Annotated in this window: 16 protein-coding genes and 1 pseudogene; 3 read left to right on the top strand and 14 right to left on the bottom strand. The window is 68.0% G+C overall.

The features are described from left to right. Positions 1-57 precede the first annotated feature (57 nt). From ACFQS4_RS07095 to ACFQS4_RS07040, 12 genes and pseudogenes are all read right to left on the bottom strand, one after another. Positions 58-822: an isopentenyl phosphate kinase gene (locus tag ACFQS4_RS07095; protein WP_497902944.1), complete on the bottom strand. Its 765-nt coding sequence runs from the start codon at positions 820-822 to the stop codon at positions 58-60. Beyond that, positions 819-1805, bottom strand: coding sequence for a mevalonate kinase (mvk, locus tag ACFQS4_RS07090; protein ID WP_497902943.1), 987 nt, complete (start codon positions 1803-1805; stop codon positions 819-821). Before mvk ends, ACFQS4_RS07095 begins: the two co-directional genes overlap by 4 nt. Before the next feature lie 180 nt (positions 1806-1985). Continuing rightward, positions 1986-2492, bottom strand: a complete 507-nt coding sequence (locus tag ACFQS4_RS07085; protein ID WP_497903162.1) for a YkgJ family cysteine cluster protein — start codon at positions 2490-2492, stop codon at positions 1986-1988. 280 nt (positions 2493-2772) lie between these two features. Further along, on the bottom strand, positions 2773-2943 hold the full coding sequence (locus ACFQS4_RS07080; protein WP_253433598.1) for a hypothetical protein: 171 nt from the start codon (positions 2941-2943) through the stop codon (positions 2773-2775). 141 nt (positions 2944-3084) lie between these two features. Continuing rightward, positions 3085-3513: a DUF8009 family protein gene (locus ACFQS4_RS07075; RefSeq protein WP_497902942.1), complete on the bottom strand. Its 429-nt coding sequence runs from the start codon at positions 3511-3513 to the stop codon at positions 3085-3087. 76 nt (positions 3514-3589) lie between these two features. Next, entirely contained in the window at positions 3590-4456 is an 867-nt protein-coding gene (locus ACFQS4_RS07070; protein ID WP_497902941.1) for an adenosylcobinamide amidohydrolase, read from the bottom strand. Next, positions 4449-5561, bottom strand: a complete 1113-nt coding sequence (locus tag ACFQS4_RS07065) for an aminotransferase class I/II-fold pyridoxal phosphate-dependent enzyme (RefSeq protein WP_497902940.1) — start codon at positions 5559-5561, stop codon at positions 4449-4451. Before ACFQS4_RS07065 ends, ACFQS4_RS07070 begins: the two co-directional genes overlap by 8 nt. Further along, positions 5551-6594, bottom strand: coding sequence for a nicotinate mononucleotide-dependent phosphoribosyltransferase CobT (cobT, locus tag ACFQS4_RS07060; protein ID WP_497902939.1), 1044 nt, complete (start codon positions 6592-6594; stop codon positions 5551-5553). The genes ACFQS4_RS07065 and cobT overlap by 11 nt, the downstream gene beginning before the upstream one ends. Then, entirely contained in the window at positions 6591-7295 is a 705-nt protein-coding gene (locus ACFQS4_RS07055) for an NTP transferase domain-containing protein (protein ID WP_497902938.1), read from the bottom strand. Before ACFQS4_RS07055 ends, cobT begins: the two co-directional genes overlap by 4 nt. Continuing rightward, a complete protein-coding gene (locus ACFQS4_RS07050; RefSeq protein ID WP_497902937.1) occupies positions 7295-8107 on the bottom strand; it encodes an adenosylcobinamide-GDP ribazoletransferase in 813 nt (270 codons plus the stop codon). The genes ACFQS4_RS07055 and ACFQS4_RS07050 overlap by 1 nt, the downstream gene beginning before the upstream one ends. Beyond that, positions 8104-9090, bottom strand: coding sequence for an adenosylcobinamide-phosphate synthase CbiB (gene cbiB / locus ACFQS4_RS07045; protein ID WP_497902936.1), 987 nt, complete (start codon positions 9088-9090; stop codon positions 8104-8106). Before cbiB ends, ACFQS4_RS07050 begins: the two co-directional genes overlap by 4 nt. Positions 9091-9251: 161 nt before the next feature. Next, positions 9252-9881 (bottom strand): annotated as a pseudogene (locus ACFQS4_RS07040) (HAD family hydrolase); the annotation flags it as partial. A gap of 187 nt (positions 9882-10068) precedes the next feature. On the opposite strand from ACFQS4_RS07040, the gene ACFQS4_RS07035 reads away from it, so the two are divergent. Next, positions 10069-10407 carry an SHOCT domain-containing protein gene (locus ACFQS4_RS07035; RefSeq protein ID WP_497902935.1) on the top strand — a complete coding sequence of 113 codons (339 nt, stop codon included), beginning with the start codon at positions 10069-10071 and terminating at the stop codon, positions 10405-10407. A 236-nt stretch (positions 10408-10643) separates the two neighbouring features. Here ACFQS4_RS07035 and ACFQS4_RS07030 read toward each other — a convergent pair whose 3' ends face one another. After that, complete coding sequence (locus ACFQS4_RS07030) at positions 10644-11240, bottom strand: DUF7344 domain-containing protein (RefSeq protein WP_497902934.1); 597 nt, start codon at positions 11238-11240, stop codon at positions 10644-10646. Between the two features lie 885 nt (positions 11241-12125). On the opposite strand from ACFQS4_RS07030, the gene ACFQS4_RS07025 reads away from it, so the two are divergent. Continuing rightward, positions 12126-13079, top strand: coding sequence for a transcription initiation factor IIB (locus tag ACFQS4_RS07025; RefSeq protein WP_497902933.1), 954 nt, complete (start codon positions 12126-12128; stop codon positions 13077-13079). A gap of 123 nt (positions 13080-13202) precedes the next feature. On the opposite strand, the gene ACFQS4_RS07020 is transcribed toward ACFQS4_RS07025, so the two are convergent. After that, positions 13203-13379 carry a hypothetical protein gene (locus ACFQS4_RS07020; RefSeq protein WP_497902932.1) on the bottom strand — a complete coding sequence of 59 codons (177 nt, stop codon included), beginning with the start codon at positions 13377-13379 and terminating at the stop codon, positions 13203-13205. A gap of 228 nt (positions 13380-13607) precedes the next feature. Here ACFQS4_RS07020 and ACFQS4_RS07015 point away from each other — a divergent pair, with 228 nt between their 5' ends. After that, positions 13608-15545 carry a DEAD/DEAH box helicase family protein gene (locus ACFQS4_RS07015; protein WP_497902931.1) on the top strand — a complete coding sequence of 646 codons (1938 nt, stop codon included), beginning with the start codon at positions 13608-13610 and terminating at the stop codon, positions 15543-15545. The last annotated feature ends 46 nt before the right edge of the window (positions 15546-15591 follow it).

Here is a 15591-nt window from a genome sequence, read left to right as displayed (position 1 = left end):
TCGGCTCTAGAGAATCGCTGAACGTGAATGGCGTCCAGCCCGCGGTATTGTCGTCGATTACCCAATCGTCGTCCCCGCCCCGTCCCCGCGGAAGAACGCCGGCAGCGACTCGAGGCCGAAGATCGAGGCACGGCTCTCGAGGGCGAGCAGTGCCTGCACCTTCGCTGCCATGCCGCCGGTGACATCCGTCGACTCGCTGGCCCCGAGGACGGCCTCGACGTCGGCGTAGTCCTCGATGCGCTCGATCACGTCCCCCGCGTCGTCGAGCACGCCGGGAACCGTCGAGCACAGTCCCACGCGCTCGGCCTCGAGGGCCGTAGCGAGTTCGACGACCAACTCGTCGCCGCTGACGATGGTGACGCCCTCACCCCGGTGGCTCACGACGTCGCCGTGCAGGACGGGGACGAACCCCTCCGCGAGCATCGTCTCGACCGGCGCCGTGGGGAGGTTGAGTCGGCCCTCCGCGCCCCGTGATGCGACCGAAAAGGGGTGAACCGGAACCGCGGGGACGTCACGCTCGAGCAATCGCTTGAGGACGAATCCGTCGAGCGTCTTCATCGCGCCGTGGATCGCGTGGACGGCGCTCACGTCGTGCGTACCGTCAGTGGTGCTCACGCCGTGCTCGCTGGCGTGGACGTGGCCGAAGCTCCCGCCGCCGTGGACGATCACGAGGTCGTCGACGTCGCCCGACCCGAGCGCCATCGCGACGGCATCGGCGGCCGTCTCGAGGGAATCGGCGTCGAGCGTCTCGTCGCGGTCCTTGTCCGTGACGACGCTGCCGCCGAGTTTGACGACGGTCGTTTCGGTACCAGAGCTGGTCATGCGAGTCGCTTCACCCCCTCTTCGGCCAGTTCGGCCCGGAACGCGTCCTCACAGCCGGGCGTAAATCGCAGGGCCGTCTCCGTCTCCGGCGTCGGGTCGAGCGCGACAATACAGCCGCCCCCGCCTGCGCCGGTGAGCTTCGCCCCGTAGGCGCCCGCGTCGCGAGCGGCCCACACCATCGTCTCGAGGTCCCGCGCGGAGACGCCGAGCGCCGAGAGCAGGCCGTGGTTGAAGTTCATCAGTCGACCTACTTCCTCGAGGTCGCCCGCCTGGAGAGCCGTCTCGCCCCGTCGAACGACGTCGCCGATGGCCGCGACCGTGTCGGCAGCGAAGTCGTACTCCTCCCGGAGAGCGCGGACGCCGGCGACCAGTTCGCCCGTCTCGCCGGCGCCGCCGTCGAAGCCGATGACGAAGGGCAACTCCGGCGCCTCGATCGATCGGCAGTCGTCGCCCTCGACGCGGACGGCGCCGCCCGTCGCCGAGCAGAAGGTGTCGGCGCGGGAGGCCTGCCCCTCCTGGACCGCGTGCTCGGTCCGGTAGGCTCGCTCGGCCAGTTCGTCGGTCTCGAGGGTGAGCCCAAGTTCCCGCGTCGCGGCGTCGATCGCGGCGACGACGACTGCGGCGGAGGAACCCAGTCCCGCCCCGAGCGGAATGTCGCTCTCGATGGTGACGTCGAAGCCGACGTCGTCTTCACCGGTGACGTCGTGAACCTGCTCGATGGCGCCGTCGACGTAGCCCATCGCGGCGCTGATGAGCGGTTCGGGGACGTTCACGTCGTGCTGACCGTCGTGCTGGCCGCCGTACTCGACGGTGAAGCCGTCGATGCTAAGGTCGTCCGCCTGTACCCGGAGTCGGTCGTCCGATCGCTGTTCGACGGTTACCCGTGCCCGTCGCTCGATGGCACAGGGAACCGCCGGCTCGCCGTAGACGACCGCGTGCTCCCCAAACAGATAGACCTTCCCGGGAGCGCTCGAGACTGTCATGTGGGGGCGTTCGGACGACGACGGTTAATAGCTATCTTTCTGCGAGGAGAGAATCCTGCCGTTTACGGCGGGGAGGATGTCACCTTCTCGCCGTCGCGGTTCGCCACCGAAGGCCATAACTATACAATTTATAGTATTATCGAGATATGCTACGATCAGCTGCTACCGCCTCGAGACCCCTCAGAGCACCCGATCGCTGTCCGGGTTCTCGAGGTCCCACAGCAGTTCGGGCAGAAACGCCTCGAGGTTGTCGACGACCCGGCGCTCGCTCACGCCGAGGCCCTCACAATGGTCGTGCGCCGAGTCCCGAATATCGACGTGGAGGCCGTCGTCCTCGAGCCAGACACCCAGCGGGAAGACCGAACACCGCGTGGGCTTCCAGTCTTGCTCGAGGTGGAGCGAACACAGGCCGTCCTCCCGGAGGAAGGCACAGGCCTGGCCGTCCTCGGCGACGTGGTCCTCGCGGTCTTTGGCCTCCCGGGTGACGAACGGCTCGCCGCGAAACTGGGTCGTCGTCTCCGAGAGGTTCGCCCGCTGGGCCAACTCGAGGAGGTCACGGTCGTAGAGCAAGACGCCGTGGTGGCAACACCAGGTGCAGTCCTCGACGCACTCGAACGTGAGGTCGGGATCGAACTCGACGATCACCTCCCGATCGGGGTACACCTCGACCGGAAACGGCGGTTCCACGTCGGGTGCGAGGTCGCTCGAGTCGAGTTCGGTGTGCGTTTCGGGTGCGGACGGTCGGTCCAGGCCGAGGTGGAGTTCGGTCTCAGCGCGTTCGTGTTCGCGGACGGGATCGCTGTCGCCGGCGCTGTCTCCGGCGCCAGGGCTGGCATTACCGTCGCCATCCCGCGTCTCGCGATCACTCCTGGCGTCGCTGGTCACGCTCGACTCGAGGAGGCGCTGACGGAAGTGCCTTCCCACTCGAAAATCCGCACCTAGTCCGCCCCCGCGAACCGGTCTCGGCTCACTGCCCGACGACGAGGTAGGTCCGCGCCCCGCGGTGCTCGAGCGAGACGGCGTCGGTGTCGACGCTCGTGCGGACGAACTCCTCGACACCGGCGGCGTCGAGATCGGTGACGTCGATTCGCCGCGTGCGTTGCTGTCTCGAGTCGTCGTGGGTCGAAGCGGTGTGCATACGTTGGCATTCGACCCAACCCACGTGAAGTCGATCCGTCCGCAGTGAAAGTGAAAGTGGTTGATGGGTACGGGCTCGAGAGCGGCCGAATGGCCCGAAAACGACGCCTTTCTCTGCCGAACGTACTCATCGACGGCCAATTCAACCGAGCGTCCTCACCGACACCCGGTGTGACCCGTCGACGGTCTCGAAGGCCACCGACTCGACGATCGACTCCCGTGCTCGCTCGGCCCACGCCTCGAGCGCGTCGGCGCGTTGCTCTCGGACCGTTCCGGCACTCTCCTCGCCGTCGACGCGCTGTTCGACGTCCTCGAGCGTGGGATACGCCGCGACGGTTTCGGCGTCGAGCAGGGCCGCAGCCTCGAGGTGAACGGCACCGGTTTCCGGCGAATCGTCGATCCGGTAGACGTGGAGGCGGGCGCGCATGCGGCCGTGGAACGGCGGCGTCGCCCGGAGGATTGCCCGCCCGGAGTTCTCGCGGGTGTAGACGAACGCGTTCACCACGTCCTCGGCGGCAACGGCCAGCGACCGGATGATCGTCGGGTCCCGATCTCGATCGTCGCTCGGCATAGACGACAGGAGGAAGCGGATGGCCATATAGACCAGCGACACGCTCGAGGCGAACGCAGGGTTCAGGCCTCAGGCCTCAGGGACGAAAGACCGTCGCCCGCGCGTCCGTCGAGACGCCGTACTCGGCCGCCGACACGCTCGCCGGAATCGTCGGATCGGTTCCCTCGTACCGGGACGCCAGCGACGCCGTGATCGCCTCCCGAACGCACGCTCGCGCGGCCGCTCCGACGGCCGTCGCGCTGCCCGAGAACGCCCGACTGGACCCCGACGGGTCGTGCGCGACGACGATCGCGTCCGTCGTCGTCCCAGGAAAGCCCGTTCGCGCGAGAAGCGTCGCCGCCTTCGCCTCCGCCGCCACCGCGAGGAGGTTTTCGAGAGCCCCCGCCTCGAGCGCGTGGGTTGTCCCGACGATCAGGTTGACCGTGCCGGCGTAGCGCTCGTTTCCTCGCTCGTCCCCATCGTCCCTATCGTCCCCCGTGTTCGACCCCTCAGTCCGCTCGAGGGAATCGGGCTCGAGGCGTCCGTCGGGCAACGATCCGCCGGCCGGATCCATCGGCAACGCGGCCGGGTTCGAGATTCCGGCCGTAGCGTAGGCCGTGACCGACCTGCAGTGGGCGCCGCGCGCGTGCTCCAGGTCGACCCCGGTGAGCAGGGCGGGGTGGTCGCGTCGGGCGTCCGCAAAGCCCGCCCGCTCGAGGCGCTCCTGGACGTAGCGCTTGAGGTCGTCACAGTGCCAGCCCTCGGGAACCGAGACGTTGAACGCCCGGTCGGTTCGCGATCGGCCGCCGTTCCAGCCCGAGGAGAGCCACTCGACCCCGGGCCGGTGGACACAGAGGACGCCGTCGGTTCGCTCGGTTCTGTACCCGGCGTCAGCATCGGTGTCGGTGTCGACGTTGGCGTCGGCATCGGCGTCGGTATCGTCTTCAGCGTCGGTATCAACCATCCACCAACACCTCGAGAAGCTGATCGTTCGTGTCGCGGTCCTTGACCGCCACGCGGACGTGGGATTCGAGTCCGCGGAAGGATCGGGCGTCCCGGAGGATGATTCCGGCCTCGCGGGTTCGCTCGAGGAGGTCGTCGACGGGATCGGTCGGCCCGCCGTTGCGGTCGGCAGAACCGGCCCCCATACCGTCGCCATCGACGGAACCGACCGCATCCCCGCCGCCGTCACCGTCGACCTCGAGCAACAGGAACGGCGCGCTCGAGGGGGCCACCACGTAGCGGCTGTCCGCCAGCAGCGCCTCGCGCAGCCGTTCTCGCTCTTCGGCGACTCGCTCTCGCGTGTCGCGCACGAACGCCGTCTGCTCCATGCAGTACGCGCCGACGGCGGCCGCGGGCGAGCCGAGGTTCCAAGTGCGACGGGCCGCCTCGAGGCGCTCGCCGAGCGGGCCGAACGCGACGGCGAACCCCGCTCGGAGCCCCGGCAGCCCGAAGAGTTTGGTGAGCGAGCGGGCGACGACGACGCACTCGTCCCCCCGTCGAGCCATCGACGCCTGTTCGGTGAACCCCAGAAACGCCTCGTCGACGAGCAGGGTCGTCCCGGCCGCTCGGCACCGATCGGCTAGCCCCTCGAGGCGCGAGCGATCGGGGAGGTCGCCCGTGGGGTTGTTCGGCGTGCAGACGACGACCAGGTCGACGTCCCGCAGCGACTCGGCCTCGAGGTCACACACCGTCTCGTGGGGCACGAACCGCGGCCTCGCCCCCTGGAGACGAATCTCCCGGGCGTACTCGCCGAAACTCGGGTGTGGAACGACGGCCAGATCGCCTGGCTCGAGGGTCACCTCGAGAGCGAGGCGAATCGCGGCGAGGCCGCCCGGCGTCGGTACGACGGCGGACGGGTCACAGCCGACGTAGGTTCCTGCCGCGTCCCGGAAGGCCGGATACTCGTCGTCCGGATACCGCCGGGCCGTCTCGAGCGCGTCGGCGTAGACCGACTCGACGCCGTCCGGCGTCCGTGGATTCGTGTTCGCCGAGAAGTCGAGCAGCGAGCGGTCGGGTTCCCCGCCGTGTGGAACGCGCCCCTCGCCGTCGATGGCGTCAGGATGCATCGCCGTCACCCCTCACATTCGGTGACCGCGGGTCCTCCGCCGTCGTTTCACCGTTGACGCCCAATCGCTCGCAAACGGCTTCGATCCGCCGGCGAACAGCCGCCATCTCTCCGGGCGGAACGAGCGAGAGCGCCCCGCCCATGGCGACGCCCTCTTTCGCCTCCCCGGCGCAGTACCGGGCCATCGAGACGTGCTCGCTTCGCTCGAACGCAGGGTCGGTGACGACTACCTCGAGGTCGAACCGGTCGCCGGCCGCCTCGAGGTCGACGCTCGGATCGTCGGCCACGAACGAGGTGGTCGCGAGTCGGAGCGGCCCGTTGACGCCGGCGTGGCGGAGAACGGCCGCGACGGCGACCAGTTGCGTCCCCCCGGCCAGGGTCACGTCGACGCCGGCCTCAAGTGCCCCGGCCACAACGCCGGCGACGGCGGCCTGGACGGGGTCGCCCACCGCCCGGATCGCCGCCAGCGGATCGCCCGCGCAGTCGCCGGGCGCGAGGTCGCTCACCGCCAGTCCCGTCTCGACGACCGCTCGTTTGCGCTCAAGCGGATTCCGGGGGAGCGACGACGAGACGCCGATGGGCGCTCCGAGGGCGGTCGCGACCCCCAGGGCGGTCGTCGTCCCGCCCGGAATCGTCTCGCCGATCAGCACGCGGTCGTCGGGGAGCGTCGCGCCGAACTGGCGAGCCCGGTCGTAGATCCCCGCAGCGTCCGGTACAGCGACGGCCTCGCGAACGTCGGCGCCTGGATCGGCCGCGAGGTCGACCGTCGGGGCGGCCGTCGATTCGGACAGGCCGGCCTCGAGCACCGTCGCGTCGAAGCCGACGACCTCCCGAACGGCGCGGGTGATCGCCGCCGGGGTCGGGCACCCGGTCGGGCTCACCGGGGTGACGGGCGCGGCCGTCGGCCGACCGTAGACGAGGATCTCGGCGTCGGCCGACGGCGTGTAGCTCATCACTTCGGCCGACGCCCCGGCGGCGCTGAGCCCGTCGATGAGTCCCGTTTCGGTCAACCCGGCGGCGAGGAGGAGCCTCATCGGAACGCCTCCCCGTCGCCGTCTCCATCGCAGCAGTACGTCTTCGCCGCGCGGACATCGGTTCGTCTGTTCACGTTACAGGCCAGTCTGTGGTCGTAGCTGCGTGCGATCATCGTTTCATTGGAGGTGCCGACGACGTTGACACCAGTCGGCGCGAGGTGGCGGTCGGACTCGAGCGTCGCGTCGACGCTGAACCCGAGCCGTCGTTTCAGCGCGGTCGGGACGCAGACGGTCATCGACGGCGCCGGTGTCTCCCCGCCGTCACCGGCTTCCCGTCTTCTCGCCCGAACGCGGCGCCGGTACCGCTCGAGAACGCCGTCCACCGTCGCCTCCTCGAGCAATGGGAGATCCGCGGCCACTGTCAGCACCGGCGTCGAAATCGGGATCGAGTCCGACTCGAGGATCGACCCGAGGTCGGCGACGTACCCGTCGCCAGCGGTCTCGATGATCCGTTCTGGCGTGGCGGGCGTGGTGGGGTCAACGGACTTGCCAACTCCGTCGGCCTCGAGCGAACACGTACAATCGCGTTCCGCCAGGTGATCGCGGGTGTCGGGCGCGTTCGGCGAAACCGCGACGGTAATCCGGTCGACCGCGCTCGCCTCGAGCGCCGCGAGCACCCGATCGATCATCGCGACGACGCCGATCTCGTACAGCGGCTTTTCGGTTCGGCTCTCGAGTCGAGTTCCCTGTCCGCCGGCCATCACCAGAGCGTCCACGCGATCACCCCCAGGTGGACGCCGAGCAGTCGTCCGATCTCGTTGGCCGCTCCGAAGACGTCGCCAGAGACGCCGCCGAGCCGTCGTTGGGCCCACCACCACGGAAGGGCGGTTCCCGCGAGCGCGCCGGCGAGAGCCGCGGCCGCTGCCGGATGGGGCCATGTCAGCGCGACCGCCGGAATCGCCAGCGCCGCGGGTCCGAAGAACGCAGACGGGCCCACGGCGTCCGTCAACTGCGAGCCGAATCCCTCGTGAGCGGCCGTCCCGAAGCAGGCCATCACGGCCATTCCAGTCTTGGCGCCGACCTCAGCGGCGACGGCGACGCCCACAGCGACCGCGACGGGTGCACCGGCGAGCGCGAGGGCGCCCAGCGCGAGTCCCGCCACGATCAGCGAGACGGAGAGCAGCGCGCCGACGCCGGTCGTCGTGTCCGTCATGACAGCCCGCCGGCGATGGGCGTCGCCGTGGACGACGAGCGCATCGCCGAGGTCGGCGACGCCGTCGAGGTGATGGATCCCGGTCAGCGCGAAGACGGCGAGCAGGTATCCGAAGGCAATCGACGCGGCCGGAAGCCGGTTCAAAGCGAGGAAGAGGAGGGCCGCGAGTGCTCCGACGATCCATCCTACTATCGTGAAGGTCCACGGACTCGAGCGAAACGCCTTCCAGTCCCGGTCGGTGCTCGCGTCGGCAGTCGCCCCGCCCGTGTTTCGCGACCTCGAGCCGAACGGAAGGCGCGTCAGGAAGGCGAGAGCCCCACGGAGTGCACGAACGGCCGTTCGAATCCGTCCGCCGATCACGGCATCACCCCCTGAACGCGTGTCGTGACGGCGTCGACGATCGGCGCGATCAGCGACTCGAGCGTCGGCGCGGACGCCACACAGACCGCCGCTACCGCCACGAGCGCGGCGGCAGCCAGGCCGACGACCGACACCGCACGCCGGCCGTCCTCCAGGCTCGGGAGCGATTCCTCGGGGTTCAGCACGTACGCGCCGCGTTTTTCGAGGCGAACACCGAGCACGCAGGCAAGCGTCGCCATCGGCCAGCCGGAATTCGGCGAGGACGGGACTCGCGCCCAGCGACGGGCTCGAAGGAGCGCCCGGGGCCGTCTCGCGACCAGTGCGAGACAGCACGCGGTGACTCGAGCGGGGACGGCCATCACGAGGTCGTCCAGGCGAGCGCTGGCAGTGCCGATCGGTTTCGACGGATAGCCGAGCATCGAGTCCAGGGTGTTGACGCCCTTGACCCAGGCAGCGGCGGCCGCGGCGGCGGGGAGCGAGACTGGGCCCAGGAGCGCGAAGGGAAGGAGCGTCGCGGCGAACCCGTCGGCGAGGTTCTCGGCCGCGCTCTCGACCGCCGCCGAGCGGATCTCCGCGTCCGTGAGCGAGTCCACGTCGCGTCCAACGAGGCCGCGAACGCGCTCACGGGCGGTCTCGAGGTCGTCCCCGGTCGCTGCGACGACTTCCTGTGCGAGGTCGAGGAGCGCCCGCACACTCGTGGTCAGAAAGAGGACAAGCGTCGCGGCGACCGCGCCGAAGAAGGGGTCGATCCCTCCCATCGCGACGACGAGATACCCCGCAATCACCGCCGGAATCAGGGGAACGAACAGGGCGACGAGGAATCCGATTCGACGCTGTGTTCGATCGTTCGTGGACCAGGGGCGGTCGAGTCGATCGATCAGTCGACCCAGCCACGCCACGGGGTGACAACGCGTTGGCGGTTCCCCGATCAGCAGGTCGAGGCTGAGCGCCAGGCCGATCGCGGCGAGCGTTTGTACCGTCATTTCACGTGGTCACTCGAGTCGTCGTTCGAACCACTGTCACTCGAACCACTGTCACTCGAACCACTGTCACTCGAACCACTGTCACTCGAACCACTGTCACTCAAATCGCCGTCACAGGCCGGCTCTCCGCCGGTCGGCGCCGTCGCCGAACTGTTTTCTAACACCAATTCGAGCCGATCGGGGACCGACTCGAGAGGCGTCTCCCCGAGCACGATCGACGTTCCCCCGGCCGCGTCGACGCCGCCGTCGGTTCGCCGATCGTCGCCCACGTGGACCAGGTCGGTGACGTCGACCCCGAGCCGTCGCGCCGTCGTCTCGAAGATGTGCGGCGAGGGTTTGCGCCACCCACAGCCGACGCTCGTCACGACGGCGTCGAAGTCGTCGCGCTCGAGCGTCGAGCGAGCGAGTGTCCGGCCGACCAGTTCCGGAACGGCGCAGTTCGAACAGACGGCGACGGGTCCGCGCTCGCGAGCGGCCTCGACCGCCCGACGGGCGCCGGCCCGGGTCTCGACGTCTGGGTCGAACGCGGCGACGACGGCCCGACGAACGACGTTCCCCGCCCCGGTCTCTCGCCACTCGACGCCAGCGTTCGAGAGCGACCGGCCGACGTGGGCCGGCAGCGGCACCTCCGCACCCACGGGGGCGTCGATGGTCGGGCGAGCGTAACGCTCAGCCCAGTCGCCGGGGACTGCCACGCCGCGTTTCTCGAGTTCGGACGCGACCGCCGTCGCCGGGTCCGCAGGTCGGTCGACGGCGACGAGCGTGCCGAACAGGTCGAACGAAACTGCCACGTGCGTGTGACTGGTGCAAGTCAACTTGAGTTTCGCGGTCTGCGCCGGCCACAGATTCGTCACTCGGAAGACTTTTTCCCTCACCCTCTGATCGAATCCTAAGCGAGCGAAAACGAGTCGATTGCTCGGCTCGATCCCCGCACTAATCGCCGTCGGGACGCTTCCGGTAGCGATTCTCGCCTAGTTTATGGTCGGCGTGTCAGCGGCCGTCTTCGTCGTACTCTTCTGCTGGGTCGGCCTGCTGCCGCTGTCGGGGGTGCTCATCGAGGAGGTCCTCGGAATCGACGGCGACCAGCACGACCCGATGGTTGGCGAACGCCGACCTGCGAGCCTCGACGAATCAGCGACAGACCCCGTCGAGGTCCTCCGGGAACGCTACGCTCGCGGCGAGATCGACGACGAGGCGTTCGAACGCGGCCTCGAGACGCTGCTCGAGAGCGAGGGGAGCGATCCCGAAACGATCCTCGAGCGCCGGCGGAATCGTTCGGAACCTGGCGACCGAAAAATCGAGCGCGAAACGAGCTAACGCTAACGCCGTCGCTCGGCGCGTAGAGGGGCTCCCGCAAGGGAACAGGTTGCTGGCACGCGAACTGCTCCGGTACTGGATGACCTCGGGAGCCAGTTTCGTGTACGTGCTCGAGAACTAAAAGTGCTTCTCGATAATTTGGGCACGAACGGGTCAGTACTCGAGGTTTGCATCGCTGATCGGGTCGAAACAATCGCCGCGTCGCAACCCGCGCGACCGAAGCGCGGCCGTCGAGATTACTGGATCCGGGACAGTTTCTCCTCGATGACCTGCTGGAATCGGTGGTTCACGAAGACGTGCACGAACGAGACCGCGAGGAAGGCCGCGACGATCACGCCAGCGAGGGCCGAGAGCGGGATGGCCGAGATTCCGGGGACGCCGAGGAGGCCGGCGGCGAGTACCACCGCGCCCACGACGCTCATGGCCGCGTACCACCGATCCCACCGCTCGCGACGGTGGGTGTCCGTGTCGAGGTACATGACCAGTAAATCCGCGTTGTCAGCCAGGGTGATGAGACCGCGATCCTGGTCGTAATCGACGATACCCGCGTCGTCCATCTTCGGCAGATGCGTCTGGTAGAGGGCGACGTAGACTCGTTTTCGCTGATCGGAACTCAGCGCGTTGACGTCGGTGTCGTTCTCCCAGGCTGCGATCTGTTCGGCGAGTTCACCCAGCGTTACCGTCTCCTCGGCCTCGAGTAAGTACGCGAGTACCTCTCGCCGTCGCCGGTTTTTCAGCAACTCGAAGATGACGTCTTTCGAGAGCGTTTCGTCGGTACCGTTCGCCGTAACGGAGGTTATCTCCTCGGGAAGGGACGTATCGATGGAGGACATCACCGGCACCTCCCGCCGGGAACTCGACGCCCGAACGCGGCCGGTCGCGCTCGAGCACCGACAAATCGCGCCTGGCTCGACCGGCTTCGAAGTCGGGTACGAGTCGGTTCCGTCCACCGTAGTTGATCGTTTACTGCCACCACAGAGCCGCTTGGCTCCGCCGAGGGAGACCGCTGTCCCGGCGAAGGGATACTCGCAATCACGTTTGACACACCAGTTTCTACGCCAACGGTATCAGTCTTAAACGCGGTCACGTTTTGCATCGCTTGCGAAGCCGGTACGTCGCCGCTTCTCGGCTCGAGCGAGGGTCGAGACGGCTCTCGCTCGAGTCGGTCGAATCGCGACTCGCCCGATGCACCATTTGTATCGGCGATAGGGGCTGTATCGAGCGCATACTGGGCCGACCGACCGCCGTTCCGCGGAGACGGGGGTCGGTCGAGGCGCGCCCTGCGGGGCGATCGAAAACGGGCTAGCGAGGGCTCCTCGGGACCACGTTGGCCGGTACGTCCGTCCTCGACGAGCGGGTGGACTCTATCCAGCAACACGCGCGTCCTTCTCGAGAACCGACCGCTTAACGGTCGTGGTCGGTTCGTCATCGAAGCCGACCGTTACTCCTCTCAGTCGTCATTTACCGAGCTGTAGCCACAGTCAGCGTGCTCGTACGCGGCCGGAGTCGCACCGGCGTGTGGCTAAGGTTGAACCGGCCTCTGGCCAGGGTCGGTCCGACGTTCGATCCGCCGGTGCGGGGCATCCGTCGACCCCGCCTACCGACGCGCGTCGAGCGCCAACCTGCCGAAGGTAGCGCCGTAGCCGGCGGAAAGTCCCTGTTACTCTCGAAACCATGTGACCCCCTTACAAAGACGGCTGGGTTCTCACCGCCTACTAATGACGCGGTCCGTCACCGAACGCACACGACAGGAATCACAGCGGACGAACAGCGGCCAGTGTCCGGATTGTGAGACGAACACGGTCGTGAGCGATCCCGACCGCGGCGAGCTGGTCTGCCGGGAGTGCGGTCTCGTCCTGAGCGACGAACCCATCGACTACGGCCCCGAGTGGCGGGCGTTCAACGCCAAAGAACACGACCAGCTCTCTCGCGTCGGCGCGCCGCTCACCCAGTCGATGCACGACCGGGGACTTACGACCACCATCGACTGGCGCAATCGGGACGCGAACGGCCATACGATGTCGGCTGACAAGCACGGACAGCTCCACCGGCTTCGCGTCTGGCAGGAACGCATCCGCACGAAGAACGCCGGCGAGCGCAACCTCAAGTACGCCCTCTCCGAAATCGACCGCATGGTGAGCGCCCTCGGCCTCCCTAACTCGGTCAAAGAGACCGCCAGCGTCATCTACCGGCGGGCACTCGACCGGGACCTCATCCGCGGGCGCTCCATCGAGGGAGTCGCCACCTCGGCGCTGTACACCGCCTGCCGGGAGGAGGGCATTCCACGGAGTCTCGAGGAGGTGACGGCCGTTTCGCGGGTCGATCAGCGCGAGATCGGACGGACCTATCGCTACATCGCCGACGAACTGAACATCAATCTCGAGCCGACGAACCCGCGCCAGTTCGTCCCCAGATTCTGCTCGGAACTCGACGTCGGCACGGACGTCGAGTCGAAGGCGGTCGAGATCATCGACGCGACGACCGAGCAGGGGCTGCACTCGGGGAAGTCTCCGACCGGGTTCGCCGCCGCGGCCATCTACGCCGCCGGACTCCTGTGTAACGAAACGATCCCCCAGCGAGCGGTCGCAGAGACGGCCCAGACGACCGTCGTCACCGTCAGGAACCGCTACCGGGAGCAACTCGACGCGATCGATCAGAGCGTCGAAGCCTAGGCGTTGCAGCCGCGGCGGTACTCGAGCGGGTGTTGTTCCAGTTCTGAAGCGGACTGAAGACAGTTTGAAGCGATCTGGAGATGGAGCGATCACGAGTGTTCGTCGACGCGACCACGTTATATTTCACATGACCGAACGTTCCTCTCCGCTGTAGACGTCCTCGTCGAGCAACGCGTGAAGCGAGTTGTACGGCACGAACGCGACGAACGCGTCGTCCTCGTCGAACAACTCGACGCCCGTATCGGTGTGTTCGTAGCGCGCACAGATGATCTGGCCTTCGGGCAGGATCGCGCGATACATGGGTTCGAATACGCCAGCACGCGGTAAAGCCGTTTGCCTCGACCGCTGAAACACCACAATCGTTATGTCGCCGTGTGCTAAAAATTGCGCTGGCGCATACCACCACCACCACCTACCGCTGTGCGCCCGGCTGCCACTGCAGCCGTTTTGTGCGGCTCCGACCACCCTGCCCTCGAGCCGTGGCGCTCGAGCGAAATCGGTTTATCACCGAGTCCGGTAGCCTATCCAGTGACTGACGACGCCGCAGACGCCGACGACGCTCACGACTCCACTCGCGGGGATGGAGTGACAGACCCCGACGACGCCCACCCGTCCCTCTCGCTCTCGGCGTTCCACGACGCCTGCCAGCGGGCCGGCCGCCCGTTGCTCACCGCTTCCGAACTCGCCAGACACCTCGAGCGACCCCACAGCGAGGTGACCGACGACCTCGAGGCGCTCGCGGAGCGGGGCGACCTGGAGCGCCTGGCCGTCTCCAGGGACCCCGTGGTCTGGTTCCCGGCCGAACTCGAGGACCTGACCGAACGCGAGCGGGTTGTCGTCTTCCCGAAGCGCCGCGAGATTATCGTCGACCGCCCCGATCAGTTCACCCGTGCGCAACTCTCCCAGTTCGCCCACCTCGCAGACGGCAACGGTGAAGGCGGCTACCGCTACGTCGTCCGCCCGGAGGACGTCTGGCAGGCCCCGCACGACTCGTTTGACGGCCTCCAGCGAACGATGCGACAGGCCCTGGGCCAGCGCTCGGACGCGCTCGAGTCCTGGGTCGAGAGCCAGTGGGATCGCGCCCGCCAGTTCAGGCTCGTCACCCACCCCGACGACTACACCGTGCTCGAGGCCCGGAGCGCGGAGATCATGGGCAACGTCGCCCGACAGAAACTCGACGAAGAGCACGTCCACGCGCCGATTTCCGACACCGAGGACTGGGTGCGCGAGGGATCGGAGGCGGCCATCAAGCGGATCCTCTACGAGGCGGGCTACCCCGTCCGGGACGACCGCGACCTCGAGTCGGGGGACGCCCTCGAGGTCGGACTCGAGGTCTCCCTGCGGGAGTACCAGCGAACCTGGGTGGATCGCTTCCTCGAGGCCGGATCCGGCGTCTTCGTCGGTCCGCCCGGCAGCGGCAAGACGATCGCCGCGATCGCCACGATGGAGGAAGTCGGCGGCGAGACCCTCGTGCTGGTCCCGAGCCGCGACCTCGCCCGCCAGTGGGCCCAGACGGTGCTCGACGTCACGAGTCTGGAACCCGAGCAGGTCGGCCAGTACCACGGCGGCCGCAAGGAGATTCGCCCGGTGACCATCGCGACCTACCAGATCGCCGGGATGGACCGCCACCGCTCGCTCTTCGACGACCGCGAGTGGGGGCTGGTGGTGTTCGACGAGTGCCAGCACGTCCCTTCGGACGTCTACCGCCGGAGCACGCACCTCCAGTCGCGCCACCGCCTCGGCCTCTCGGCCTCGCCGCTCCGTGAGGACGACCGCGCCGCGGACATCTTCACCCTGATCGGACCACCGATCGGCACCGACTGGGAGGCGCTGTTCGAGGCCGACTTCGTCGCCGAACCCGAACTCGAGATTCGGTACGTGCCCTGGGGCGACGACGAACATCAAAACGCGTACGGGTCGGCGGAGGGGCGGGAGCGCTACCAGCTGGCGGCGACGAATCCCGGCAAGGTCGCCGAGGTGCGCTACCTTCTGGCGTCGCATCCGGGCGCCCGCGCGCTCGTCTTCGTCGACTACCTCGAGCAGGGCCGGGACCTCGCGGCGGCGCTCGACGCTCCCTTCCTCAGCGGCGAGACGCCCCACCTCGAGCGCCAGCGGCTCCTGGACTCGTTCCGCCACGACGAGATCGACACGCTCGTGCTCTCGCGGGTCGGCGACGAGGGGATCGACCTGCCGAGTGCCGATCTGGCCATCGTGGCGTCGGGGCTCGGCGGCTCGAGACGGCAGGGCACCCAGCGAGCAGGCCGAACGATGCGTCCCGCTGGGGGCGCGCTGATGTACGTGCTGGCGACCCGCGGAACGCGAGAGGAGGAGTTCGCCCGCCGCCAGTTGCAGCACCTCGGCCGGCAAGGGCTGACGGTTCACGAGGAGACGGTCGAGCGGAATCTCGAGACGGAAGCGGAGACAGAAACGGAGTCCAATACGTCGTCTGAAGCCGCCGACGAATAGTTCTGACGGCGTCGTCGAGGACCAACGTCGCTCGAGTCTTCGGTCG

Source organism: Saliphagus sp. GCM10025317 (genome assembly GCF_042663665.1).
In the GTDB taxonomy this organism is placed as follows: domain Archaea; phylum Halobacteriota; class Halobacteria; order Halobacteriales; family Natrialbaceae; genus Natronosalvus.
This window is presented reverse-complemented; position numbering and strand designations above follow the sequence as displayed.

What these genes read in the sequence shown, in the direction of transcription:
- ACFQS4_RS07075 (WP_497902942.1), bottom strand. Translation starts at nt 3,513, where the DNA reads ATGCCGAGCGACGATCGAGATCGGGACCCGACGATCATCCGGTCGCTG.
- ACFQS4_RS07070 (WP_497902941.1), bottom strand. Translation starts at nt 4,456, where the DNA reads ATGGTTGATACCGACGCTGAAGACGATACCGACGCCGATGCCGACGCC.
- ACFQS4_RS07030 (WP_497902934.1), bottom strand. Translation starts at nt 11,240, where the DNA reads ATGTCCTCCATCGATACGTCCCTTCCCGAGGAGATAACCTCCGTTACG.
- ACFQS4_RS07095 (WP_497902944.1), bottom strand. Translation starts at nt 822, where the DNA reads ATGACCAGCTCTGGTACCGAAACGACCGTCGTCAAACTCGGCGGCAGC.
- ACFQS4_RS07020 (WP_497902932.1), bottom strand. Translation starts at nt 13,379, where the DNA reads ATGTATCGCGCGATCCTGCCCGAAGGCCAGATCATCTGTGCGCGCTAC.
- ACFQS4_RS07025 (WP_497902933.1), top strand. Translation starts at nt 12,126, where the DNA reads ATGACGCGGTCCGTCACCGAACGCACACGACAGGAATCACAGCGGACG.
- cbiB (WP_497902936.1), bottom strand. Translation starts at nt 9,090, where the DNA reads ATGACGGTACAAACGCTCGCCGCGATCGGCCTGGCGCTCAGCCTCGAC.
- cobT (WP_497902939.1), bottom strand. Translation starts at nt 6,594, where the DNA reads ATGAGGCTCCTCCTCGCCGCCGGGTTGACCGAAACGGGACTCATCGAC.
- ACFQS4_RS07035 (WP_497902935.1), top strand. Translation starts at nt 10,069, where the DNA reads ATGGTCGGCGTGTCAGCGGCCGTCTTCGTCGTACTCTTCTGCTGGGTC.
- ACFQS4_RS07065 (WP_497902940.1), bottom strand. Translation starts at nt 5,561, where the DNA reads ATGCATCCTGACGCCATCGACGGCGAGGGGCGCGTTCCACACGGCGGG.
- ACFQS4_RS07080 (WP_253433598.1), bottom strand. Translation starts at nt 2,943, where the DNA reads ATGCACACCGCTTCGACCCACGACGACTCGAGACAGCAACGCACGCGG.
- mvk (WP_497902943.1), bottom strand. Translation starts at nt 1,805, where the DNA reads ATGACAGTCTCGAGCGCTCCCGGGAAGGTCTATCTGTTTGGGGAGCAC.
- ACFQS4_RS07055 (WP_497902938.1), bottom strand. Translation starts at nt 7,295, where the DNA reads ATGGCCGGCGGACAGGGAACTCGACTCGAGAGCCGAACCGAAAAGCCG.